This is a genomic window from Myroides sp. DF42-4-2 (assembly GCF_030326445.1).
Taxonomy (GTDB): domain Bacteria; phylum Bacteroidota; class Bacteroidia; order Flavobacteriales; family Flavobacteriaceae; genus Flavobacterium.
This window is the reverse complement of record NZ_JACAKI010000005.1, coordinates 93,547-115,377: the sequence shown is the minus strand read 5'-3', so window position 1 is coordinate 115,377 and position 21,831 is coordinate 93,547. Positions and strand designations below refer to the sequence as shown.

Annotated in this window: 18 protein-coding genes and 1 tRNA gene; 2 read left to right on the top strand and 17 right to left on the bottom strand. The window is 38.6% G+C overall.

Annotated features, from left to right (window positions below):
• Nucleotides 1-157 precede the first annotated feature (157 nt).
• The 17 genes from HX062_RS06095 to mraZ form a co-directional block, all read right to left on the bottom strand.
• Nucleotides 158-231 (bottom strand) — tRNA-Arg (locus tag HX062_RS06095).
• A gap of 12 nt (nt 232-243) precedes the next feature.
• A complete protein-coding gene (locus tag HX062_RS06090) occupies nt 244-696 on the bottom strand; it encodes a GatB/YqeY domain-containing protein (RefSeq protein ID WP_182626862.1) in 453 nt (150 codons plus the stop codon).
• Between the two features lie 655 nt (nt 697-1,351).
• Nucleotides 1,352-2,050 (bottom strand): hypothetical protein, encoded by a 699-nt coding sequence (locus HX062_RS06085; RefSeq protein ID WP_182626863.1) that lies wholly within the window; start codon nt 2,048-2,050, stop codon nt 1,352-1,354.
• Between the two features lie 2 nt (nt 2,051-2,052).
• Entirely contained in the window at nt 2,053-2,892 is an 840-nt protein-coding gene (locus HX062_RS06080) for a hypothetical protein (protein ID WP_286466799.1), read from the bottom strand.
• Nucleotides 2,893-3,146: 254 nt separating this feature from the next.
• A complete protein-coding gene (gene ftsZ, locus HX062_RS06075; protein WP_182627751.1) occupies nt 3,147-5,192 on the bottom strand; it encodes a cell division protein FtsZ in 2,046 nt (681 codons plus the stop codon).
• Nucleotides 5,193-5,207: 15 nt separating this feature from the next.
• Entirely contained in the window at nt 5,208-6,653 is a 1,446-nt protein-coding gene (gene ftsA, locus HX062_RS06070) for a cell division protein FtsA (RefSeq protein ID WP_182627753.1), read from the bottom strand.
• A 7-nt stretch (nt 6,654-6,660) separates the two neighbouring features.
• Nucleotides 6,661-7,398, bottom strand: coding sequence for a cell division protein FtsQ/DivIB (locus HX062_RS06065; RefSeq protein WP_182627755.1), 738 nt, complete (start codon nt 7,396-7,398; stop codon nt 6,661-6,663).
• Nucleotides 7,399-7,401: 3 nt separating this feature from the next.
• Nucleotides 7,402-8,751 (bottom strand): UDP-N-acetylmuramate--L-alanine ligase, encoded by a 1,350-nt coding sequence (murC, locus tag HX062_RS06060; protein ID WP_182627757.1) that lies wholly within the window; start codon nt 8,749-8,751, stop codon nt 7,402-7,404.
• 3 nt (nt 8,752-8,754) lie between these two features.
• Entirely contained in the window at nt 8,755-9,849 is a 1,095-nt protein-coding gene (gene murG / locus HX062_RS06055) for an undecaprenyldiphospho-muramoylpentapeptide beta-N-acetylglucosaminyltransferase (protein ID WP_182627759.1), read from the bottom strand.
• Between the two features lie 6 nt (nt 9,850-9,855).
• Nucleotides 9,856-11,097, bottom strand: a complete 1,242-nt coding sequence (locus tag HX062_RS06050) for an FtsW/RodA/SpoVE family cell cycle protein (protein ID WP_182628003.1) — start codon at nt 11,095-11,097, stop codon at nt 9,856-9,858.
• Nucleotides 11,098-11,121: 24 nt separating this feature from the next.
• On the bottom strand, nt 11,122-12,453 hold the full coding sequence (murD, locus tag HX062_RS06045; protein ID WP_182627761.1) for a UDP-N-acetylmuramoyl-L-alanine--D-glutamate ligase: 1,332 nt from the start codon (nt 12,451-12,453) through the stop codon (nt 11,122-11,124).
• A 4-nt stretch (nt 12,454-12,457) separates the two neighbouring features.
• A complete protein-coding gene (gene mraY / locus HX062_RS06040) occupies nt 12,458-13,669 on the bottom strand; it encodes a phospho-N-acetylmuramoyl-pentapeptide-transferase (protein ID WP_182627763.1) in 1,212 nt (403 codons plus the stop codon).
• A 16-nt stretch (nt 13,670-13,685) separates the two neighbouring features.
• Nucleotides 13,686-15,140 carry a UDP-N-acetylmuramoyl-L-alanyl-D-glutamate--2,6-diaminopimelate ligase gene (locus HX062_RS06035; protein ID WP_182627765.1) on the bottom strand — a complete coding sequence of 485 codons (1,455 nt, stop codon included), beginning with the start codon at nt 15,138-15,140 and terminating at the stop codon, nt 13,686-13,688.
• The gene (locus HX062_RS06030; RefSeq protein WP_182627767.1) at nt 15,137-17,149 is read right to left on the bottom strand and encodes a PASTA domain-containing penicillin-binding protein; all 2,013 of its coding nucleotides are present in this window, start codon (nt 17,147-17,149) and stop codon (nt 15,137-15,139) included. Before HX062_RS06030 ends, HX062_RS06035 begins: the two co-directional genes overlap by 4 nt.
• Nucleotides 17,140-17,499, bottom strand: coding sequence for an FtsL-like putative cell division protein (locus tag HX062_RS06025; RefSeq protein ID WP_182627768.1), 360 nt, complete (start codon nt 17,497-17,499; stop codon nt 17,140-17,142). Before HX062_RS06025 ends, HX062_RS06030 begins: the two co-directional genes overlap by 10 nt.
• A complete protein-coding gene (gene rsmH / locus HX062_RS06020) occupies nt 17,496-18,407 on the bottom strand; it encodes a 16S rRNA (cytosine(1402)-N(4))-methyltransferase RsmH (RefSeq protein WP_182627770.1) in 912 nt (303 codons plus the stop codon). Before rsmH ends, HX062_RS06025 begins: the two co-directional genes overlap by 4 nt.
• Nucleotides 18,400-18,858, bottom strand: coding sequence for a division/cell wall cluster transcriptional repressor MraZ (mraZ, locus tag HX062_RS06015; protein ID WP_182627772.1), 459 nt, complete (start codon nt 18,856-18,858; stop codon nt 18,400-18,402). Before mraZ ends, rsmH begins: the two co-directional genes overlap by 8 nt.
• Nucleotides 18,859-20,427: 1,569 nt before the next feature.
• On the opposite strand from mraZ, the gene HX062_RS06010 reads away from it, so the two are divergent.
• Together HX062_RS06010 and yihA are read left to right on the top strand one after the other, a co-directional pair.
• Nucleotides 20,428-21,192 (top strand): alpha/beta fold hydrolase, encoded by a 765-nt coding sequence (locus HX062_RS06010; RefSeq protein ID WP_182627774.1) that lies wholly within the window; start codon nt 20,428-20,430, stop codon nt 21,190-21,192.
• A 4-nt stretch (nt 21,193-21,196) separates the two neighbouring features.
• Nucleotides 21,197-21,817, top strand: coding sequence for a ribosome biogenesis GTP-binding protein YihA/YsxC (gene yihA / locus HX062_RS06005; RefSeq protein ID WP_182627776.1), 621 nt, complete (start codon nt 21,197-21,199; stop codon nt 21,815-21,817).
• The last annotated feature ends 14 nt before the right edge of the window (nt 21,818-21,831 follow it).

Below are 21,831 nucleotides of genomic sequence, written 5' to 3'. Positions count from 1 at the left end.
GTGGTAAATAATTTGGTAAACAATATGGGTTTTTTGAGATTTTGTCTGACATGATTTTTTTTAAAAGGGAATCATAAATCCCTTACCAATAGGGGGTTTACAGTGTTTTCTGTTTTTTTTGTATAAATCACTTAAAACACTGTAAACCGGCTATTTGCGTCCGCGGAAGGGCTCGAACCCTCAACCCTCAGAGCCGAAATCTGATATTCTATCCAATTGAACTACGCGGACCAACCAAAAAATTTATTTTGTCAATAGGTTTTTTACTATTGTTGAAATTGTTTTTCCATCAGCTTTACCTGCTAATTCTTTTGAAGCCATTCCCATTACTTGTCCCATGGCAGCCATTCCGGCATGATTTCCATCGGCGATAATTTTAGCAATAATCGCTTCTACTTCTTCATTAGACAATTGTTCGGGTAAGAATTGTTCAATAACAGCCACTTGTGCTAACTCAGGTTCAACCAAATCTGCTCTTCCTTGTTCTGAGAAAATGGCCGCGCTGTCTTTGCGTTGTTTGACTAATTTCTGTAAGATCTTAATCTCCTCGTCTTCGCTGATCTCCTCTTTAGAGCCTGATTGAGTTTGCGCTAATAACAATTCTGCTTTAATAGCTCTTAGGGCCTCCAAAGCGATACTATCTTTTGACTTCATGGCGCTTTTCATCGCATCCATAATTTTGGCTTGTAAACTCATATCTATTTTTTATTTGGTTTTGCAAAGATATAAAAAAGCCGAGAAAACAAGGCAAATTCCAATATTTTTACTTTTATACTCTCCTTTATCTTCTGGTGACCTATAAGAATTCCTATGCGTTCATTAAATGACAGAGCATGCTTCTTCTCTTTCGGTTTTTCCTTTTGGGTCGGGGTATTCCACTACAATAAAATACCGTTCTTGGTTGCGTATACCCAAGGTGCCTACCGATAAGGCGCAGTAATCACCAATTTCCTCACTACCTCATCGGCAGTGTACTGGGGTTTCATTTGTAATGGACTCAACGTTGAACAGGAAATTACTGTGAATAGTACACAAAATAAGGGTTAGATCTGTTCATCATCTATGCTTAGATCAAAAAAAATAAACGACAGCATACAGAAAAACCAAAAGTAAAAGAAAAAATACTACACCTAATCCCCCCCCCTTTTGATTAGCTATTTCGTGAAAACACTGGATTGACACCAATAAGGCAATGTTCTATTCCTTATACAAGCGTAAACAGCATATCTCTTCGAAAGTAGCTATGGAATAAGAAGCTTGACATTGTAAGCCAAACAAGTGACCTCTAATGAAAGAGGTCATTTTTTGGCCGTTAAAAATGAAAAAAAAAAAACCTAGTATCTCATTATAATCATAGAGGATTGAGATCATAACCATCCTGCGTCTTTTCAATAATAACCCAAGCGTCATCTGCGATAACTTTAATTTTGTACGTGATTAAAATATTTCCTCTCAAGGGTTCCTCCGTTCTAGAGATCAATTCAACTCCTCTACTTTTGTCGGGTCTAAATTCATAAGAAGTCACAGTTACCCAATCACTAGCATCTACCCATTCACTTTCTAAATACTGAAGGGTTAATTCTTGGTTGGGTTCTACTAAGGATGGATATTTGAATATCTGTATATCCGTAGCATAATGAACCCGGTAATACGGTTGTGAGGTGCCGTTGTATTTTAGATTTAGTCCCATACCATCTCCTCGATTAACCATGAATGGCAAGGTGTGGTCCTTCCAGAAATACACTTGATAGAGATACCCCCATTCTGTTTCTTGGTTAGGGTCTGCATATTCCACCACAATAAACTCTTTTCCTTCGGTAGCTCCATACCAAGGTGTATCAATATACGCATTCTCGCTTACACCACTTGTTGCTGTTTTTTCCACAAAAGTAACCGGTGTACGATCGGTAACCGTATACGGTTGAGTAAACTCCAATTTCTTGATTACCTCATCGGCTAGGTATTTGGCCTTTACGTAAATACTATTGGGCTGGGAAAAACCACCAACTGATACCAATAGGAACAAAATCAATAGTTCTATTTTTTTCATAATTAATGCTGATTTGGGTAATAAATAATAAAATTTGAAGGATCATCTATGGAATGACCACCGTATATATAAAAATTTCCATCCCTTCCCTCTGTACCAACATAATCCAATAAAATCAGGGGTACATTGTTTCGTTTTGCAAAGGCAATATCTGCTGGTGAAAAGCCCACTTTCCTATAATCAGCCTTAGGCAAATAGGTCAAAGGAGTATGAGTATGAAAGGCTGCAATTGGCAGTGCGGTCAAAGGAATAACGTTAGTCTCATCGGAATGAGACCGAACACTTCCACTACCAAGACTTACAGCCCCATTCGTTCCTGCTCCTCCTTTTATGTATTCACCATATTTAATATTGCCGAGATATAACTTATCGCTAATCTCATCGTAAAAAACATAAGCCCCCGCTTCTCTCCTGCCTTCCTCTGCAGATGCAGAATGAGTCGCCTGAATGAAAATTTCCTTTAATTTACCAACAATTAATGTGTCATTTAAAATTTTTTGCACATTTAAATATTGGGGTGAATTTTGATCCACCTCCACTCCATTATGTAAGTTGCCATTATTTGGAGATCCTCCTCCGCCGCCAGCGACATCATTAGGAAGTGTACTCATGGAAGGATACATCTCTAGCCACAAATCGCCAATTCCCGTTCCTCCACCAGCTCCTGGAACACCAATTAAGATTTCAGGTAAGACAATAGGAGGGCCTCCATCATAACAATTACCAAGCTCATCTTCTAAATAACAAAAAGCTGTTGATTGCTTGTAAACACCAGGCTCTACTTTTCGTTTATCCAAAGGACTATCATCTTTAGCGCAGGAAAATAAAAGTAGGGTTGCCATCAAAAAATATAATTTCCGCATATACAATTGAGTTAAATAAAATATATTCAACCCAAAAAACATACCTCAAAAATCACATAACGAACACTTTAAACGAATTATTTAACAAATAATCAACAATAATTGAAAAATTACAACAATTTTAAAAAAAACAGGATAAAATATGAACAGCTTCCCTTATGCGCAAAAAAAAACAGTAGTAAACGGAAGCTTACTACTGTTTGATATTGAAACGCTATTATGATATAGCTAATTTAGTCTACATTATCGTGTAAAAACGAATTGTTTGATCTCAATTTTGGATCGTTATTTCCGTCCACTCCGAATGAAATTCTCGATTTGTTGTTCTCCTCGTTTACTTCATCTAAATCCACGCCTAAACGCTTATAAGCAGGTTCTTTTTCTAAGTCTGAATAATGCGCGGTTGAGTTGTTGAACTTATAGTTAAAATCCTTCATCTTTCTTCTGCGTTCTGCGGCACGACTTCTCAACGTGAATTCTTCAATACTCATTTCTGTTGGATTCATCTCGTCATAATCATCAGCTGAAGCTTCTACTTCTACTTTATTTACTACGGGAGCATCCTCAGCGCGTACAGAAAACTTAAACTCTTCTGCGATTTCTTCTTTGTGTGTGCTTACAGGTTTAGCTAAAGATAGTTCTTCTTCTTTGTCCATATAGTCTTCCAAAGAGAAGCGAATAATTTCTTCTTTTTTCGCTGATGCTTGAGCCATCGCTTCATTAGCATGACTACTAGCTTCTGCAGAAGCCATTTCCATCTCTTCTAGTTCATCTGTAAAATGGTGTACAATTGGCGCTGCTGATTCTTGTACTTTAGGTGTTACGATGACAAACTCTGGGTCAAACACCTGGATATCGCGGATATCCTTTTGTTTAAACGCAGTAGGATCGTTATTTACCTGATCGCTTGTGCGCGCTTCCGTTTTTGGTGTTACGATTTCGAAAAACACGTCTAGATTAGACGCTTCAGTAGCTTTACGTTCAAAAGCTAGCTCCTCTATCTCTCCTGTTGGTTGAGTAGGAAAAGCAGATCCACCAAAATCGTCCTGTTGATCATCCTCTTCGTAATCGTCCTCTAAAGTAAACACCTTACGTGTTTCCACCGGAGGATTTACTTCTTCTGTTTCAATTTCCTGCGCACTCTCTGGAGTAGAAACGCGCAAGGGTTGATCTGGTGTTGTAAATCCAAAAGAAGGGGTTGCAGCGGTTTGCGTTAAATCGCGCACTACTTTTTGTTCTTCTTCTAGGGTGTGGATAATAACCTTAGGTTCTGATGAATTAACGATACTCTTTTGTTGCTCGTAGTTAAATCCCGTGGCAATGATTGTTACAGAAATAGCTTCCCCTAATGATTCATCTTCACCAACCCCCATAATAATATTAGCATTATGGCCTGCTTCGGTTTGGATGTGATCGTTAATTTCACCGATTTCATCAATTGTGATTTCATTGGTACCTGAAACGATTAATAACAATACATTTTTAGCTCCTGAAATTTTGTTATCGTTAAGCAATGGAGAATCTAACGCATCGATGATCGCATCTTTTGCTCTATTGTCACCAGATGCAGTTCCTGATCCCATAATAGCGGTACCACTATCGGACAATACTGTTTTTGCATCTTTTAAGTCAATATTTTGCGTATAGTGGTGCGTAATAACTTCAGCGATACCACGGGCAGCAGTTGATAATACCTCATCTGCTTTGGAGAAGCCAGCCTTAAAGCCTAAGTTTCCATATACTTCACGTAACTTATTGTTGTTGATCACGATAAGAGAATCCACTTGTTTTCTCAATCGATCAACTCCTTTTAACGCTTGTTCTTGACGAACTTTTCCTTCAAATTGGAAAGGAATCGTTACAATCCCAACCGTTAATATATCTCTTTCTTTTGATAATTGTGCGATCACAGGAGCTGCACCTGTTCCTGTTCCTCCACCCATACCTGCGGTGATAAACACCATTTTGGTATTGGTATCGAGCATTTTCTCAATTTCTTCTATACTTTCTAAAGCAGATTGTTGTCCTACTTCAGGATTTGCACCTGCACCAAGTCCTTCGGTTAGGTTAACCCCTAACTGAATTTTATTGGGCACTGAACTATTTTCTAAAGCTTGTGAATCCGTATTACAAACGATGAAATCCACTCCTTTAATTCCTTGCTTAAACATGTGATTGATCGCGTTACTTCCTCCGCCACCTACACCAATTACCTTAATAACGTTTGACTGGTTTTTAGGCATATCAAACTTTATTCCTCCGAAATCTGTATTCTCCATATACGTATCGTTTTATTATTCTTGCTTTTCAATAAATTCTTTAATTTTTCTAAAAAAGTTTCCTATGAAACTACTTTCGAAGCGGTCTGCTGTACTAGGTTGCGCTTCTCTTGGTTCTTCCTTAGGTTGTGAAGGGCGCGCATCCACATGAGATTGGCTTACCGCTTCAACTGGCTCTTTTGGTGTGTTTATCGCTGCCTCTGTTTGTGGCGTTGGATAAACAACTTTTCTCTCTTCTGGTTTTGCTTCGACTTTCGTCTCTACTGCTTTGAGTTCTTCTACTGAAACAGCTCCTTTTTTGCGGTGCTTTTCACTTTCCATAACTAATCCAACTCCCGTTGCATACAATGGACTTGAAACTTCTAAACTCGAATCCCCAGCTAAATGCTCATTTGGATACCCTATACGCGTATCTATACCCGTGATATATTCGACTAATTGTTTAATGTGTTTGAGTTCTGATCCTCCTCCTGTTAAAACAATTCCCGCAATTAATTTTTTCTGTGGATTTTCATATCCATAACTCTTAATTTCAGAAAAAACGAGTTGCACAATCTCCTCTACCCTTGCATTTATTATTTTAGAAAGATTTTTTAAAGAAATTTCTTTGGGTTCTTTTCCTCTTAATCCTGGGATAGAAACAATCTCATTGTCTTTATTTTCGCCAGGCCAAGCTGAACCAAATTTTACCTTTAAGATCTCCGCTTGACGTTCAATAATAGAACATCCCTCTTTAATATCTTCTGTGATGACATTACCACCGAAAGGAACAACTGCCGTATGACGGATAATTCCATCTTTAAAAATGGCTAAATCAGTTGTACCACCTCCAATATCGATTAAAGCCACACCTGCTTCTTTTTCCTCTTGGCTCAATACTGCCTCTGCTGAAGCAAGTGGTTCTAATGTGATACCCGCTAGTTCCAGTCCTGCGTCTTTGATACAACGTCCTGCATTTTTTATCAAAGCTGCCTGACCTACTACGACGTGAAACGTAGCTTCTAATCGGCTACCGTACATTCCAACCGGTTCTTTGATTCCCGGTTCTCCATCTATTTTAAATTCTTGTGGTAAAACGTGAATAATCTCTTCCCCAGGTAACATACTTAATTTCTGAACCTGATTAATCAACTGTTCAATATCTTTATCTCCAATTACCTCATCGGGATTTGGACGACTAATATAATCACTGTGCTGAATGCTTCGAATGTGTTGACCTGCAATACCTACTACAACATTTTTAATCTTGTAACCTGCCTGAGTCTCTGCATCTGCCACAGCATGTTGAATCGATTGGATGGTTTGTGTAATATTATTCACCACCCCTCGCTTAACGCCCAAACTCTTAGCTTTTCCTAAACCTAAAATCTCGAGCTTTCCATATTCATTTTTTTTACCAATCATTGCGACAATCTTCGTTGTCCCAATGTCTAAACCAACAGCTATATTTTCTTTTTCCATACTCAATTTATTTTGAACACACCACTTGTTGGGTAAATTTCAGATTGATCTTTTTATAACTATCTATTTCTATTTTCTCTTCGATTGCATATTGTATAAAAGCTTTATAATTTAGGAGTTTTCGCTCCATTTCATTAAAACTTCCAAATAGAATCTGAAACTTATTTACTCGACTTTTCAAGTAAATTACCTCTCCAGGTTGAATACTAATCCCCGTAATCTCTTGTTTCAAAAACTCATCTGCATTGATAAATTCTAACATTTGTTTCAATTGCTCTTGTGTTTCGCTTTTGATGCGACCTTCGACTAAAATAACGCGTTCTGCATAGTTAGTTGACAAAGGCATTTTAGTGCCATTCTCATCCAAATAATACGATTCCTGCTCTCCTACTACTCGGCCAATTGCTTTTTTTTGATTGACTTCGACTTTCATAACTCCGTCAATAGTTAGGTACACCTCAGCCGCTTTGATTAACTTGTTCTGCAATACGCTTTTTTCTAGCGTATTCAAGTCAATCGTAGTTCTGTCTTGTGCTGTAACAGTTCCACTTTGGTGCCTTACAATATCGCTTACATCGCCAGAGGTTACAAAATGGGTTTCTTCTCCCTTAAAAACAATCTCTACTCCTTTTAAGTTTCGATGTGTGTTTCTGTCATTGCTAAAAGAATATAAAAACATGACGGCTCCTAGCATTATCAAAATGCGCAGATCAGACCATTTTATTTTCTTCAACAATTTTTTCATTTTTTATTTTCCTTCTAAAGCTACTTTAATCTCTTGTACCATTTCTCCAATATCTCCTGCTCCAATGGTTAAGATAATCTCCGCATCTGATGCTTTTAAATGTTCGATTAAATCTTCTTTTGCCACCAACTGTTTGTTTTTTGAGCTTAGCTGTTCAAGCAACTTCGCAGAAGTAACTCCTTCGATTGGCAATTCGCGTGCGGGATATATATCCAGTAAGATCACATTGTCAAATGTCGAAAGTGCTGTGGCAAATTCATCCATAAAATCTCTTGTTCGACTGTACAAGTGCGGTTGAAATACGGCAACAATTTTTTTGTCTCCGTGCATTTCGTGTACGCCTTGGCTAGCCGCTTTAATCTCTGTGGGGTGATGTGCATAATCGTCGATATAGATTAATTTCTCTGTTCTTATTTTATAAGAGAATCTTCTGCGTACCCCGCGAAAGCTCTTCAAGCCTTCGATTAATTTCTGCGTATCCACGCCATAATCACTTGCCATAGCAAAAGCCATTAGCGCATTGGATAGGTTGTGTCTTCCTGGTAATCCAAAATAAACCTCCTCTAGGGTTTCTCTTGGCGTAACTAGATCAAACACATACCACCCGTCTACAACTTTTATATTCGTTGCACGATAGCTACAAGCAGTCCCAAATCCGACTTGAATGCCCTCTAAATTCACTGCTTCGGTAACGAAGAGTTTATTTGCATCTGGCAATCGCTGTGCAAAATCCTCAAACGCCACTACCATTTCCTGTGCTGTTCCAAAGATATCCAAGTGATCCGCTTCTGTTGAAGTGATACAAGCAACGTTGGGAAACAAGCGCAAAAAAGAACGATCAAATTCATCTGCCTCTACAACGGTAATGGTTTTACCACTTCCGATCAGATTGGTTTGGTAGTTTTCAACTACTCCGCCAACAAAAGCGGTAACATCTAATCCCGCTTGAAACAACAAATGCCCTAGGATACTCGTTGTCGTTGTTTTACCATGTGTACCTGCTACGGCAAAGCAGTAGGTATCTTTGGTGATGATGCCGAGTACTTCTGAACGCTTCTTTATTTCAAAGTGATTGTCTTTAAAATATCTCCACTCAGCATGTTCTTGTGGCACTGCTGGGGTAACAACAACCAAAGTTGAGGCTACCTCTTTATAATTCGCACGGATTAAGTCCACCTGATCTTCATAGTGAATCTCAATGCCAGCGGCTTCTAATTCTTGTGTCAATTGCGTAGATACTTTATCATATCCAGCGACTTCTTTTCCAATGAACTTAAAATAACGAGCCAAAGCACTCATCCCAATGCCTCCAATTCCAATAAAATATACGCTCTTAATGCTATTTATATCCATTTTTTACTTCTTCATTAATTCTACGATCTGATCTACTATATCTTTTGTTGCTTGAGGCAAGGCTAATCTTCTAAAATTTTGTCCCAAGCTATTTTGTTTCTCTTTATCGTTAAACAAGTCTGTAAAAGTCGAAACAAACTTTTCATTCAACTCGCTTTCTTTAATCAAAAGTGCGGCATCTTGTTCTACGATGCTTTTTGCATTTTTGGTTTGGTGATCTTCCGCTACATTGGGCGAAGGAATAAACAGTACGGCTTTACCCACTAAGGCAAGTTCCGATACTGATGAAGCTCCTGCACGAGAAATAATACTATCAGCAGCAGCATAAGCTAGATCCATGCGATCTAAAAATGCGCATACACGCACATCGGCTGAGTCGTATTGTTTATATTCCTCATAGTAGAACTTCCCACACTGCCAGATCAATTGAATCCCCATTGCTTTAAACAAAGGCAATTGTTCTTCGATGAGCTGATTGATTCTACGAGCACCTAAACTTCCACCAATCACCAACAGCGTATTTTTTGATTGATCCAATCCAAAATAACTGATGGCCTCGTCTCTTTTTGTTGCTATATCGAGTAACCCCTGACGAACTGGGTTTCCCGTTTTTATTATTTTGTGTGCCGGAAAGAAATGTTCTAATCCATCATAAGCTACACAGACTTTATCTACTTCTTTTCCCAACAGTTTATTGGTAATTCCTGGAAAGGAATTTTGTTCTTGTATCAAGGTCGGAATTCCTTTTCCTGCTGCGACTTTCACCACAGCTCCACTTGCAAATCCACCTGTACCGATTACTACATCGGGGGCAAAACGCTTGATAATTTTTCTCGAACGGTTTAAGCTGCTCAACAACTTAAACGGGAACATTAAATTATCGAAGGTCAATTTGCGTTGAATACCTGAGATCCACAATCCCTCAATAGGATAACCTGCTTGAGGTATGCGTTGCATTTCCATCTTTCCTTCTGCACCTACAAAAAGAATATCTGCTTCGGGAAATCTCACCTTTAATTCATCGGCAATTGCCAATGCAGGAAAGATATGTCCTCCTGTTCCTCCTCCACTTAGTATAAACTTCGGTTTGCGTTCCATTTGCTTTTATTCTTCTTTACTATTTTTTTCTAATCGTTCTAAGTGCAAATCGTGTAACATCTCTTGTTCCAGTTGCTCTTCTGCTTGTCTTTTTTGTTCTTCTGCTTGGATTTCTGCTTCTTTTTTGGTCACGCTGAGAATAACCGCAATTGCAAAACAAGTCATCCAGATGGCGGTTCCTCCACTACTAACCAAGGGCAAGGCCTGACCTGTGGTTGGTAAAAGTGAAACAGCGACACCCATATTGATCAAGGCTTGGAAGATGAGATAAAAACCCAATCCTGCTACCAAGAGTTTCCCAAAGAGTGTTGGCGCTTTATGCACCGCAATGAGAAAGCGATAAAACAGCAAGAGGTATATACCCAAAATAGATAGTCCTCCAAATAATCCCCATTCTTCAACAATTATAGCGAAGATAAAATCGGAAGAAGATTGAGGTAAAAAGTTTTTCAACACACTTTTACCGGGGCCTACTCCGAACAATCCGCCATTGGCGATGGCCATTTTAGCATTTTCTACTTGATACAAATCTCGCGTTCCATCATCTGGTCCAGTAAAGCGATCAATACGACTAATCCAGGTATCCACACGATGGGGAAATGCTCCGGGAAAAGCTTTGGCTACTAAGACAAATACAAGCATACAACAGGCGCCAATTCCGATGATGGTCATCAAGTATTTAAAGGGATATTTTCCGATAAATACCAGTACACAGACCATACAAAAAATCAAGGCTGCTGTGGAGAAGTTTGCCGGTAAAATCAAACCAATAATGACTAATACAGGAACCCATAATTGCCAAAAAGACGATTTAAACGTAACTACCTCATCCTTAATACCTGTAAGGTATTGCGCTACATACATCAGCAAAATAATCGCTGCGGTAGAAGAAGGCTGAAATTGTCCTAACAAGGGGATTTTCAACCATCTACTTGCATTGGCTCCTCCAATAGTATTTCCTTTTAACAAAGTATACAACAGGAGCAAAGCAATAATAGGCATACCTATGATGGCGATTTTCCGAAAGAGTGCATAGTCTCTTTTGTGAAAATACCACATGATGCAAATTCCAATAAATAAATGAACGAAATGTCGAAACAAATAATCGGTTGTAGCCTTTCCTGTTCCGATGGTGTAAACTAGATTCGTACTCGCACTATACACGGGTAAAAAAGAGAGCATGGCCAATAAAATTGCTAATGCCCATATAATTTTATCTCCGTACAACAATGAAAGTAGTTTTTTCATCATTTACCTTTACTTTATTTTATTTTATAATTTCAATACTTCTTCTTTGAACTGTCTACCTCTATCTTCATAGCTAGTAAACAAGTCAAAACTCGCACAAGCGGGTGAAAGCAACACGGTGTCCCCCCCTTCGGCTAATGCTTTTGCCTGAATAACGGCATCATGCATGGATTGTACTTCAACCAAATCATCTACCACCTTTTCGTAAGCAGCTTTTATTTTTTGGTTGTCGATCCCCAAACAAACAATCGCTTTTACTTTTTCGCGCACCAAGGGCATTAACTCATCATAATCATTCCCTTTATCCACTCCACCAACGATCCAAACGGTTGGCGTTTTCATGCTTTCTAATGCAAAAAATGTAGCATTGACATTGGTTGCTTTTGAATCGTTGATGTATTGAACATTTTCAATTTTCAATACTTTTTCCAAACGATGCTCCACACCCTGAAAATCAGACAGACTTTCTCGTATTACATTCTTTCTAATTCGCTTTAACTGCGCTATTGTTGTTGCTGCCATAACATTTTTTACGTTGTGCATCCCTTCTAGTGCCACGTCCTTAATAGGTAATATAAATTTTTCATCACTCATATTCACTATAATTTTATCGTCCTCCACATAGGCGCCTCGTTCTAACTTATGTTTGATAGAAAAAGGCAACTTTTGTGCTTTTACCTCATGCTCGCTCAGCCATTTCTGAATTTCCACATCGTCATAGTCATAAATCAAGTAGTCTTCTGCTGTTTGATTCATCGTAATTCGAAACTTTGAAGCGATATAATTCTCATATTTATAGTCGTATCGATCTAAATGATCTGGACTAATATTAGTGATTACTGCAATATGGGGTCTGTAAGTTTCTATTCCGTCTAACTGAAAACTACTCAACTCCAAAACATAACATTTTGCAGGATCCACCTTTACTTGCTCCGCATAACTTTGACCAATATTGCCCCCAACGCCAACATCTAGGCCGCCTTGGTGTAATACATGGTAAGTTAACATCGTAGTTGTCGTTTTTCCATTACTACCCGTAATTCCTACCGACAACGCCTCATTAAAAGGGTAAGCAAACTCAATTTCTGAGATTACTTTAATTCCCTTTGCTACAATTTTTTGTACGATGGGCGCCTTATCTGGTATTCCAGGGCTTTTCACCACTACGTCTGCGTTTAAAATCTTCGCTTCGGTATGCTGTTTTTCTTCCCAATCGATTTCGTTATGTATAAGAACTTCTTTATACTTTTCTTGAATTACTCCATAATCTGAAACAAAGGCGTCATATCCTTTTTCTACAGCCAATAAGGCTGTACCAACTCCACTTTCTCCTCCTCCTAAAATAACAACCCTCATTTTCTTATCTCAGTTTTAATGATATCACACAAAAAACACCCAATAGAATGGCTATAATCCAAAAACGAGTAACGATTTTACTCTCGTGATACCCTTTCTTTTGGAAGTGGTGATGTAAAGGCGCCATTAAAAATATACGTCTCCCCTCTCCAAATTTCTTCTTGGTGTATTTGAAATAACTTACTTGCAATACCACGGATAGTGTTTCGGCGAAAAACACGGCACACAATACGGGTATTAACAATTCTTTTCGCACAGCAATAGCCAATACAGCGATAATTCCCCCTATGGTTAAACTACCTGTATCTCCCATGAAAACTTGTGCAGGATAGGTATTATACCACAAAAATCCGATCAGTGCTCCAATAAATGCGGAGACAAAGACCGTCATTTCTCCCGAATGGGGGATATACATTATATCCAAGTAATTCGCAAATACAACGTTACCCGATATAAAGGCAAAAATACCCAGCACAAATGTGGATATCGCGGAAGTTCCTGCGGCTAAACCGTCGATTCCATCTGTAAGATTTGCGCCATTTGACACGGCTGTTACGATAAAAATCACAATGGGAATAAAAACTAACCACGCATAATCTGCCGCTCCTTCTCCCATCCAACTGATTAACATGCTGTAATCAAATTCGTTATTCTTAAAGAAAGGTATTGTTGTAGCAGTAGACTTTACATCGTATTGACTTACAGCCACTTCACTCAACATATGCTTGGCTGGCACTTCGCGAACTGTTACAGCTGGATTAAAATACAAAACAGCCCCCACGATAAGGCCTAATCCCACTTGACCAATTACTTTGAATCGGCCTTTCAATCCTTCTTTATCTTTTTTAAATACTTTAATATAGTCGTCTAAGAATCCGATGATTCCCATCCATATTGTTGTTAAAATAAGCAATAGAACATAGATATTATCTAGCTTAGCAAACAATAACACTGGGATTAAGGTTGCTATGATGATAATGATTCCCCCCATTGTCGGAGTTCCCGATTTTTCTTTTTGTCCTTCTAAACCTAGTTCTCTAACCGTTTCTCCGATTTGCATAGTTCTCAAGCGCATAATAATGCGTTTTCCATAAATAATCGAGATCAACAAAGAGAAGATCATCGCCATGCCCGAACGAAACGTGATATACTGAAACACCCCTGCTCCAGGTATCTTGAATAATCCATCTAAGTATTGAAATACGTAATACAACATAATTGTTTTTCTTTTTCTATAGTTCTAAAAACTCCTTTACTATTTCTAAGTCACTAAAATGACTTCGTACTCCTTTTATTTCTTGATACGTTTCATGTCCCTTTCCGGCGATCAATATAATATCCCCTGCGGAAGCTTGTTGGCAAGCCAGTTTAATGGCTTGTTTTCGATCTTCTACCACCACCGTTTTCATCTTGTGTTGGGGTTCAACACCTGCTTCAATATCGTTTAATATAGCTGCAGGCTCTTCAAATCGAGGGTTATCTGATGTAAAAATCACTTTATTACTTAAATCAGATGCTATTTTTCCCATTTCTGGGCGTTTCGTTTTATCTCTGTTCCCGCCACAACCTACAACTGTAATCAACTGTTCATTGTTGGTGCGGATGCTGTTAATCGTGTCAATAACATTGGCCAAGGCGTCAGGCGTGTGTGCGTAATCTACAATTGCCGTCACGTTTTTAGACGAAACTATGTATTGAAAACGCCCTTCCACACTAGTCAATTTACTCAATTGTACTAAAGCCTCTTCCATCGGAATGCCCAGCTCTACTGTTGCACCTAATACGGCCAATAAATTGTAGGCATTAAATGCGCCAATTAGTTGTACCCACAATTCTTGTTGGTTGATTTTCATCAACATACCCGAGAATTGGCTTTCCAAAATTTGTCCTTTGTAATCTGCCATATTTTTCAGGGCATAGGCACATACTTTGGCTTGGGTGTTTTGAACCATAATCGGTCCATTTTTATCATCGATATTGGTTAAAGCAAAACTTGCTTTTTTCAATTGATCAAAGAACATTTTTTTTGCATCGCGGTAGGCCGCAAACGTTTTGTGGTAATCTAAATGGTCATGGGTCAAATTGGTAAATATTCCCCCTGCGAATTGCAGACCGAACGTACGGTGTTGAATCACCCCATGTGAACTCACTTCCATGAAACAGAACTCACATCCCTCTTCTGCCATTTGATTCAAATACGCATTGATCGTAATTGAATCCGGAGTGGTATGCGAAGTATCGTATACTGTTTCGCCTATGCGGATATTTACCGTTGACAACAACCCTACCTTATATCCCAAATTGGTAAACATCGTATACAACAAAGTTGCAATAGTCGTTTTACCATTGGTTCCTGTTACTCCTACTAGCTTTAGTTTATGAGAGGGATTTTCATAGAAATTCGCTGCAAGAACTGCTAAAGCTCGATTGCTATCCTCCACCACAACATAAACCACGTCTGACGCCAATTCACTTGGCAATTCTTGACATACAACAGCCGTTGCACCTTTTTCTATAGCTTGTTGGATATAGGCATGTCCGTCGGCTACTTCTCCTACAATGGCTATAAACAGAGTATTTGGCTTAACTTGACGCGAGTCAAAAGCCAAATGGTCTATTGTGGAATCTGTTGATCCAACAATAGACGCTATCTCTACTTTGTATAAGATGTCTTTTATCTTTTTCACGATAGTTCTAAAACTATTTTTTGATTCTTATTTATTTTCTGTCCTGCTATAATGGACTGTGTTTTCACTTTTCCCACTCCTTTTACTTGGACTTTCAACCCCAAGTTTTCCAATAAAGGCAAGGCATCCATCGCTTGCATTCCTCTCACATCTGGCATTACCGAATCACCTAACTGATTTTGAAGCGTAAAAGACTGATAACTTGAGGCAATACGCTCGGGTACATCATTTGATTCTCTTAGCTCTTTTGTCGTAGGCACATCGGTATAAATCTTTTGTGCAATACGCTTGAACACGGGTCCTGCTACATCTGCTCCGTAATAACTCTTGGATCGATCTGGCTTGTGAATCACCACGATACAAGAATACTTTGGATTTTCTGCTGGAAAATACCCTGCAAATGAAGAGGAGTAATACATATCTGAATCATATCCTTTTCCCTTGCCGTAATTAACCTGTGCCGTTCCTGTTTTTCCTGCCATCGAAAAGTTAGGGGAATACAATTTTCTCCCGGTTCCTTTCTTTACTGTATTCGCCAAAATAGCTTGTACTTGGGCGATTACATCGGGCGAGGCAATCTGCGGATTCAGTACCACCTTATCAAATTTCTCTATCGTTTGATCAAATTCTTTGATCTCAGATACAAAATAAGGCTTCACCATTTCTCCATCATTTGCCACAGCATTATATAAGGTAAGCGTTTGCAGAGGCGTTACAGACAATCCATATCCAAAAGCCATCCAAGGCAACGCTAGTCCACTCCAACCTTTTTGTCCTGGTTTAGGTACGTAAGGTGTTGCTTCTCCTTTTATTTTCACTCCGAGTGGCTTATCCATCCACAATGAGCCCAAATAATCTGTAAACACTTTGGGATCGTTTTTAAAAGCCTCATCAACCGCTTGTGTAATCACAGTATTCGAAGAGACTTCGATTCCCCTTGCCAACGAAATTTGTCCATATCCTCCGTGTTTGGAATCGCGAACTCTTGCGTTGTAAAAGCGAACCATCCCGTTATTCGTATCGTAAACACGGGCCGTATCTACTTGTTTTTTTTCTAAGAGCGCCAAGAGCGATGCAATTTTAAAGGTCGATCCTGGTTCGTGCTTTTCCCCAACGGCATAATTAACCGTTTCGTAATAAGCCCCTGTTTGTGGATCTCGCCCTAAGTTTGAAATCGCGCGAATTGCCCCTGTTTTTGTTTCCATCACAATCACACAACCGTGGTCAGCACTGTATTTGTCCAACGACTGTAACAAGGCGTGATGGGCAATATCTTGAATGTACACATCAATAGTCGAGATAACATCTTTTCCATCGATAGGTTCAATTTCATTTTCATCATTAATGGGTTTCCATTGATTCTTCGCCAAACTTTGCATTTTTCGCTTGCCATCAAAACCACTGAGGTAATCCGTAAAGGCTCCCTCAATTCCCACTCTTCCGAATGTTCCATCTTCATTTTTGCGCTCATACCCAATGGTGCGTTTCGCAATCCTTCCGATGGGATGCTGGCGAACTGTTTTCTGAGAAGATATAAATCCACCGCCATTTCCTCCTCGTTTAAAAAGGGGGAAATTTTTGATTCGCACATAGTCTACATAGCTCAAATTTCGAGCGATTAGAATATACCTGCTTTTCGATGCCCTTCCCTTGCGCAACAAATTTTCATAATGAGCACTAGTCTTCGTAAACATCGCAGCTAAGGAATCAGCCAAAGGCTTTACTTCCTTCTCAAAAACTTCTTGTTTGGGAGCAACCCCGTCAAAACGTATTTCAAAGACCGGTACTGATGTCGCTAATAAGCTTCCATCAGCAGAATAAACATTTCCTCTATTGGCCTCTATTATTTCTTCTTTCACTCGGTTTTCACTTCGCGCTTTTTGTCGAAGCTCACTCCCTTCTACTCCCTGAATTAATAGCAACCGATAAACCACCCCTCCTGCTAACAGCAATACTATCGCAGTGACGACATAAATATTGATATAAATATTTTTGTTACCTAAGGCCATAGCTTACTCCACACTGTTTTATTTTCTTCCTCCTTCAACACCTTTATCTTTTGCGGGGGTGTTTCCGAAGGGTATATTCCTTCTTCTTCTAATTTTCGCGTGATTGTCGACTCCATTTTCAGTTCCATTAGTTCTGAACGCGTCGCCACAAACTCAGCACGTAGCATTTTCACCTCATGTGTTAGTTTCCCGATTTTAAATACTTTGGATTCATATCGCTGTGTATTTCCAATCAAAATCATCCCCAACACAATCACATATATAATAAAGCCCCAGGTTTTTGCTGAATTCTCGTTCACAAGAATCTTTGCTTTTATTATATCTACAGGACTTGCTATATTTTTTTTCATTTTTTCTCTGCAACTCTCAACTTCGCTGATCGAGCTCGGTTATTTACTGCTATTTCTTCATCCGTTGGCACAATCAATTTACCTAATTGTTTCAATGGCACTTCAAATCGTCCAAACATGTCGCGCTCTGGCTCTCCTTCAAACATACCGTTTTTCATAAAGCGCTTCACTAAGCGGTCTTCCAGTGAGTGATAGGATATTATACTTAATCGTCCCTCTGGTTTTAGCACCTCAACACTTTGCTCAAGTAATTCTTTTAGGACTTCAATTTCTTGATTGACTTCAATTCGAATAGCTTGATACACTTGTGCTAATATTTTTGCACTTTTATGTGCGGGTAAAAAACGCGATAAAACTTGTTTGAGCTGATCTGTGTTTTTTATTTCTCCCTCTTGTCTTGCTTTTACAATAGCAAACGCCATTGAGCCTGCATTTTTCAATTCTCCGTATACGCTAAGCACATATCTCAAATCTTTTTCTTCGTAATCGTTTACCACGTGATAAGCAGACAACTCTCCATTTTGGTTCATTCGCATGTCAAGCTCTCCGTCAAAACGAGTGGAAAATCCGCGCTCTGCTACATCAAATTGATGGGAAGAAACACCTAAGTCTCCCAGTATTCCATCCACCTCACGCACACCGTAAAATCTCAAGTAACGTTTTAAGTATCTGAAATTTTGATTTATCAGAACAAATCGTGGATCATCAATTGCATTTTTTACGGCATCATCGTCCTGATCAAAGGCAAATAATTTTCCGTTTTCCCCCAGGCGGCTCAAAATTTCACGTGAGTGCCCTCCTCCTCCAAAAGTCACATCAACATAAACACCGTCTGGACGAATATTAAGTCCATCTACAGTTTCTGTCAACAAAACAGGTCTATGATATGCGTATAAATCGTTAGTCATCAAAACTTATATTACTCATTACTTCTTGCGCCAATGCACCAAAATCAAAATCATCCGGTTCTAAAGTAGCTTCATACAGGTCTTTATCCCATATCTCTACGATATTCACTTTTGATGCCATTACAATCTCTTTTGTAATGTTACCAAACTGCAACAGATCCTTTGCTATTAGCAAACGACCTGCATCATCAATATCAACTAACTTAACCCCCGCCATAAAAGCACGGATAAACGTATCTACTTTTTTATCAAAGGGATTCAATTTATTGATCTTCACCATCATCTTCTCCCACTCAGCCATTGGCCACAATTCTAAACACGTTTCAAATACCGATCTCTTCAGCACGAAACCATCGGCCATAGCAGGCAACTGCTTCTTCAAAGAAGCAGGCACCAATACCCTACCTTTGGTATCGACCTTACATTCATATGTACCGATAATTGACGTCAAAATTTAATTTTATGTATACTTAGCAAATGTAATTATTTTTTTACCACTTTTACCCACTTTTACCCACTTTGTTGATAAGTTTTCTAAATATACCGTATTTACTGACCTCAATCAGCGATTCTACCACCAAAATCCTCGCATTTTACGATCAAACTAATTGATTTGAACTCACTTATCACCAAAAGTGATGTTTCATTTCCTCTACCTACCCCTTTTTATTAATTACCACACTTTTAACTTAAAAAACATATTTAACGCACAAAAACCAATATTTTACCTTTTTTTTAAAATAAACGTAACGCACAAAACAGAAGTGAATTTCACTTTAGAAAAACACCTTTGAATATTGTATTTCACCACCCGCCTTTGTCTAAAAAAAGCCTGCTATTAACGATTTTCACACCGCCTACCACAAAACTATAGGATACAGCATCCGCATACGTAAAAACAATCCTATAATTCATTGCTCTTGATGACAAAACACCTTATTTTGGTTGTCTTGATTTTTGATACCTGATTTAACATGGTGCTCAATCTCTTGGCAAACAAAAAAAATACGCTCCTTCACTTCACCCGAGCGCACTGGCACTTTTGAGGGAATCGTTACTTTTATACTACGGAAGCATGGAGACAAAAAAGGAATACAAAATAATAGAACACCCTTTGTGTTAAATAGTGTTTCATTTGGAGATGTCTTTTTTTTAAAACCAAATAGGCTATCTTATTGGCGACTAATCGCAAAACACATTATTTTTTCTGAAATCTAACCCTATGCTCCACAACCCAAAAGCCGTATTCGTCCACGAGATAGCAAAGAATAAACCGCTGAAAGATTCAAATATGCAGCACTTGCTTTGCGGGATGCGAACCTAAATCAGCCTAAATGTTCAGAGAAAAACTTCAATCTAATCCATTTTACTAGCCGTTGCTTTTCCCCTTTTTCACGATTCGTTTTTATCTAGAATCAATCAGCTGAACCAATGGTTCGTACTTGCTGGTTTCGCGCGATTTATACTCATAAATTATGCCGTGCTTCTGTTATCTATACAGCTTTTTCATATTTTTAACAACTGTCGACCAAACGCCTACTCATACAAAAACAAGCCTTCATTTACTCGCTTTTAATCCTAACTCCCCTTTGTACTCCCGCGGTAAAACTTACTTGATGCTGCTATATTTTTCACCCGTGCTATAGTCGATAACCGCCATAAACATTTGAATCAGTTTTTCTTTTCGCCCTCACTTATCGCCTCGCTTAAGAAAGAGAAAAAGAGAAATTATGTTAGAGAAACTCTAAAATTAACTCACTTCACTTCGAGTTTCTTTCTTATCGTTTACCCAAGTACACTTACAGCTGACAGTATTTGTACTCGGTAGAACTACTCTATGACACAGCGGTATCAATGGGTTGTTTGACACTTGCCCTATGCAATTGAAACAAAGGAATAGCCGAGAGCTTATATATTCTGAATTATTTCACACCTTACTCGATTTTATCCTTTTATTACAATAAATGTCTCTATTAAAAATGTATATTTGTAAGAATTTAAAAATCGCAAGTAAGAGCTAATGGAGCGAACTTTAAAAGAAGACGGTAAATTCCGATATGTGGAAGTTGGTGAAGGAACACCAATTATCATCTTACATGGATTAATGGGAGGTCTTAGTAATTTCGATGGAGTTACAAATTTCTTTCCTCAAAAAGGCTACAAAGTTGTTATCCCTGAATTGCCTTTATACACCAATAGCATTTTAAAAACGAATGTAAAAGCCTTTGCTAAATTTGTCAAAGACTTTATTGAACGCATTGGTTATGAAGACGCTATTATATTAGGTAATTCCTTAGGGGGACATATTGCTTTGTACTTTGCTAAAATGTATCCGAAACATTTAAAAGCTATGGTTTTGACTGGAAGTTCTGGACTATACGAGAGTGCTATGGGGGATAGTTATCCAAAGCGTGGAGACTACGAATACATCCGAAAAAAAGCGGAAGACGTATTTTACGATCCTGCCGTAGCAACCAAAGAAATTGTAGACGACGTTTTTGCCACAGTAAATGATCGCATGAAGTTGATTAAGACTTTGACAATTGCAAAAAGTGCAATTCGACACAATATGTCCAAAGACTTACCAAAAATAAATGTTCCTACTTGTTTAATTTGGGGAAAGAACGACAAAGTAACTCCACCAGAGGTTGCTGTTGAATTTCACGAATTACTACCGGACTCAGATCTATATTGGATTGATAAATGCGGGCATGCAGCCATGATGGAGCACCCAGATGAATTCAATGAACTATTGATCAAGTGGTTCAACGAACGCAACATATAAAACAATGAAAGTAAATACCGCAGCATTTGTAATGAGCAACTCTGAAGTTAGTAAATGCCCAAATGAGCCTTTACCAGAGTATGCCTTTATCGGGAGATCCAACGTTGGAAAATCTTCCCTTATCAACATGCTTACTAATTCGAAAAACTTAGCTAAGACTTCCTCTAGACCAGGAAAAACACAATTGATCAATCACTTCAAGATTAATTCGAATTGGTTCTTGGTCGATTTACCTGGATATGGGTACGCTAAGGTATCAAAAAAGACCAAAAGCGTTTTCCAAAAATTCATTACAGAATATTTCGAAAAACGCAGACAATTGGTTTCTGCCTTTGTCTTAATTGACATACGACACGAAGCACAAAAAATTGATTTGGAATTCATGGAGTATTTAGGAGAGTCAGGCATACCCTTTGCCATTATCTTCACTAAAGCAGATAAGGTAGGAAAAACCAAAGTACACCAATTAGTAGCTGATTACGAGAAACAATTACTGAATAGTGTTTGGGAAGAGATGCCTCCTTACTTTGTAACCTCATCAGAAGATAAAACAGGACGAGACGAAGTATTGGCCTATATTGACGAAATAAACCAAGACATCTTCAAAAATCCACTACCGATATAAAAAAAAACTGCCTA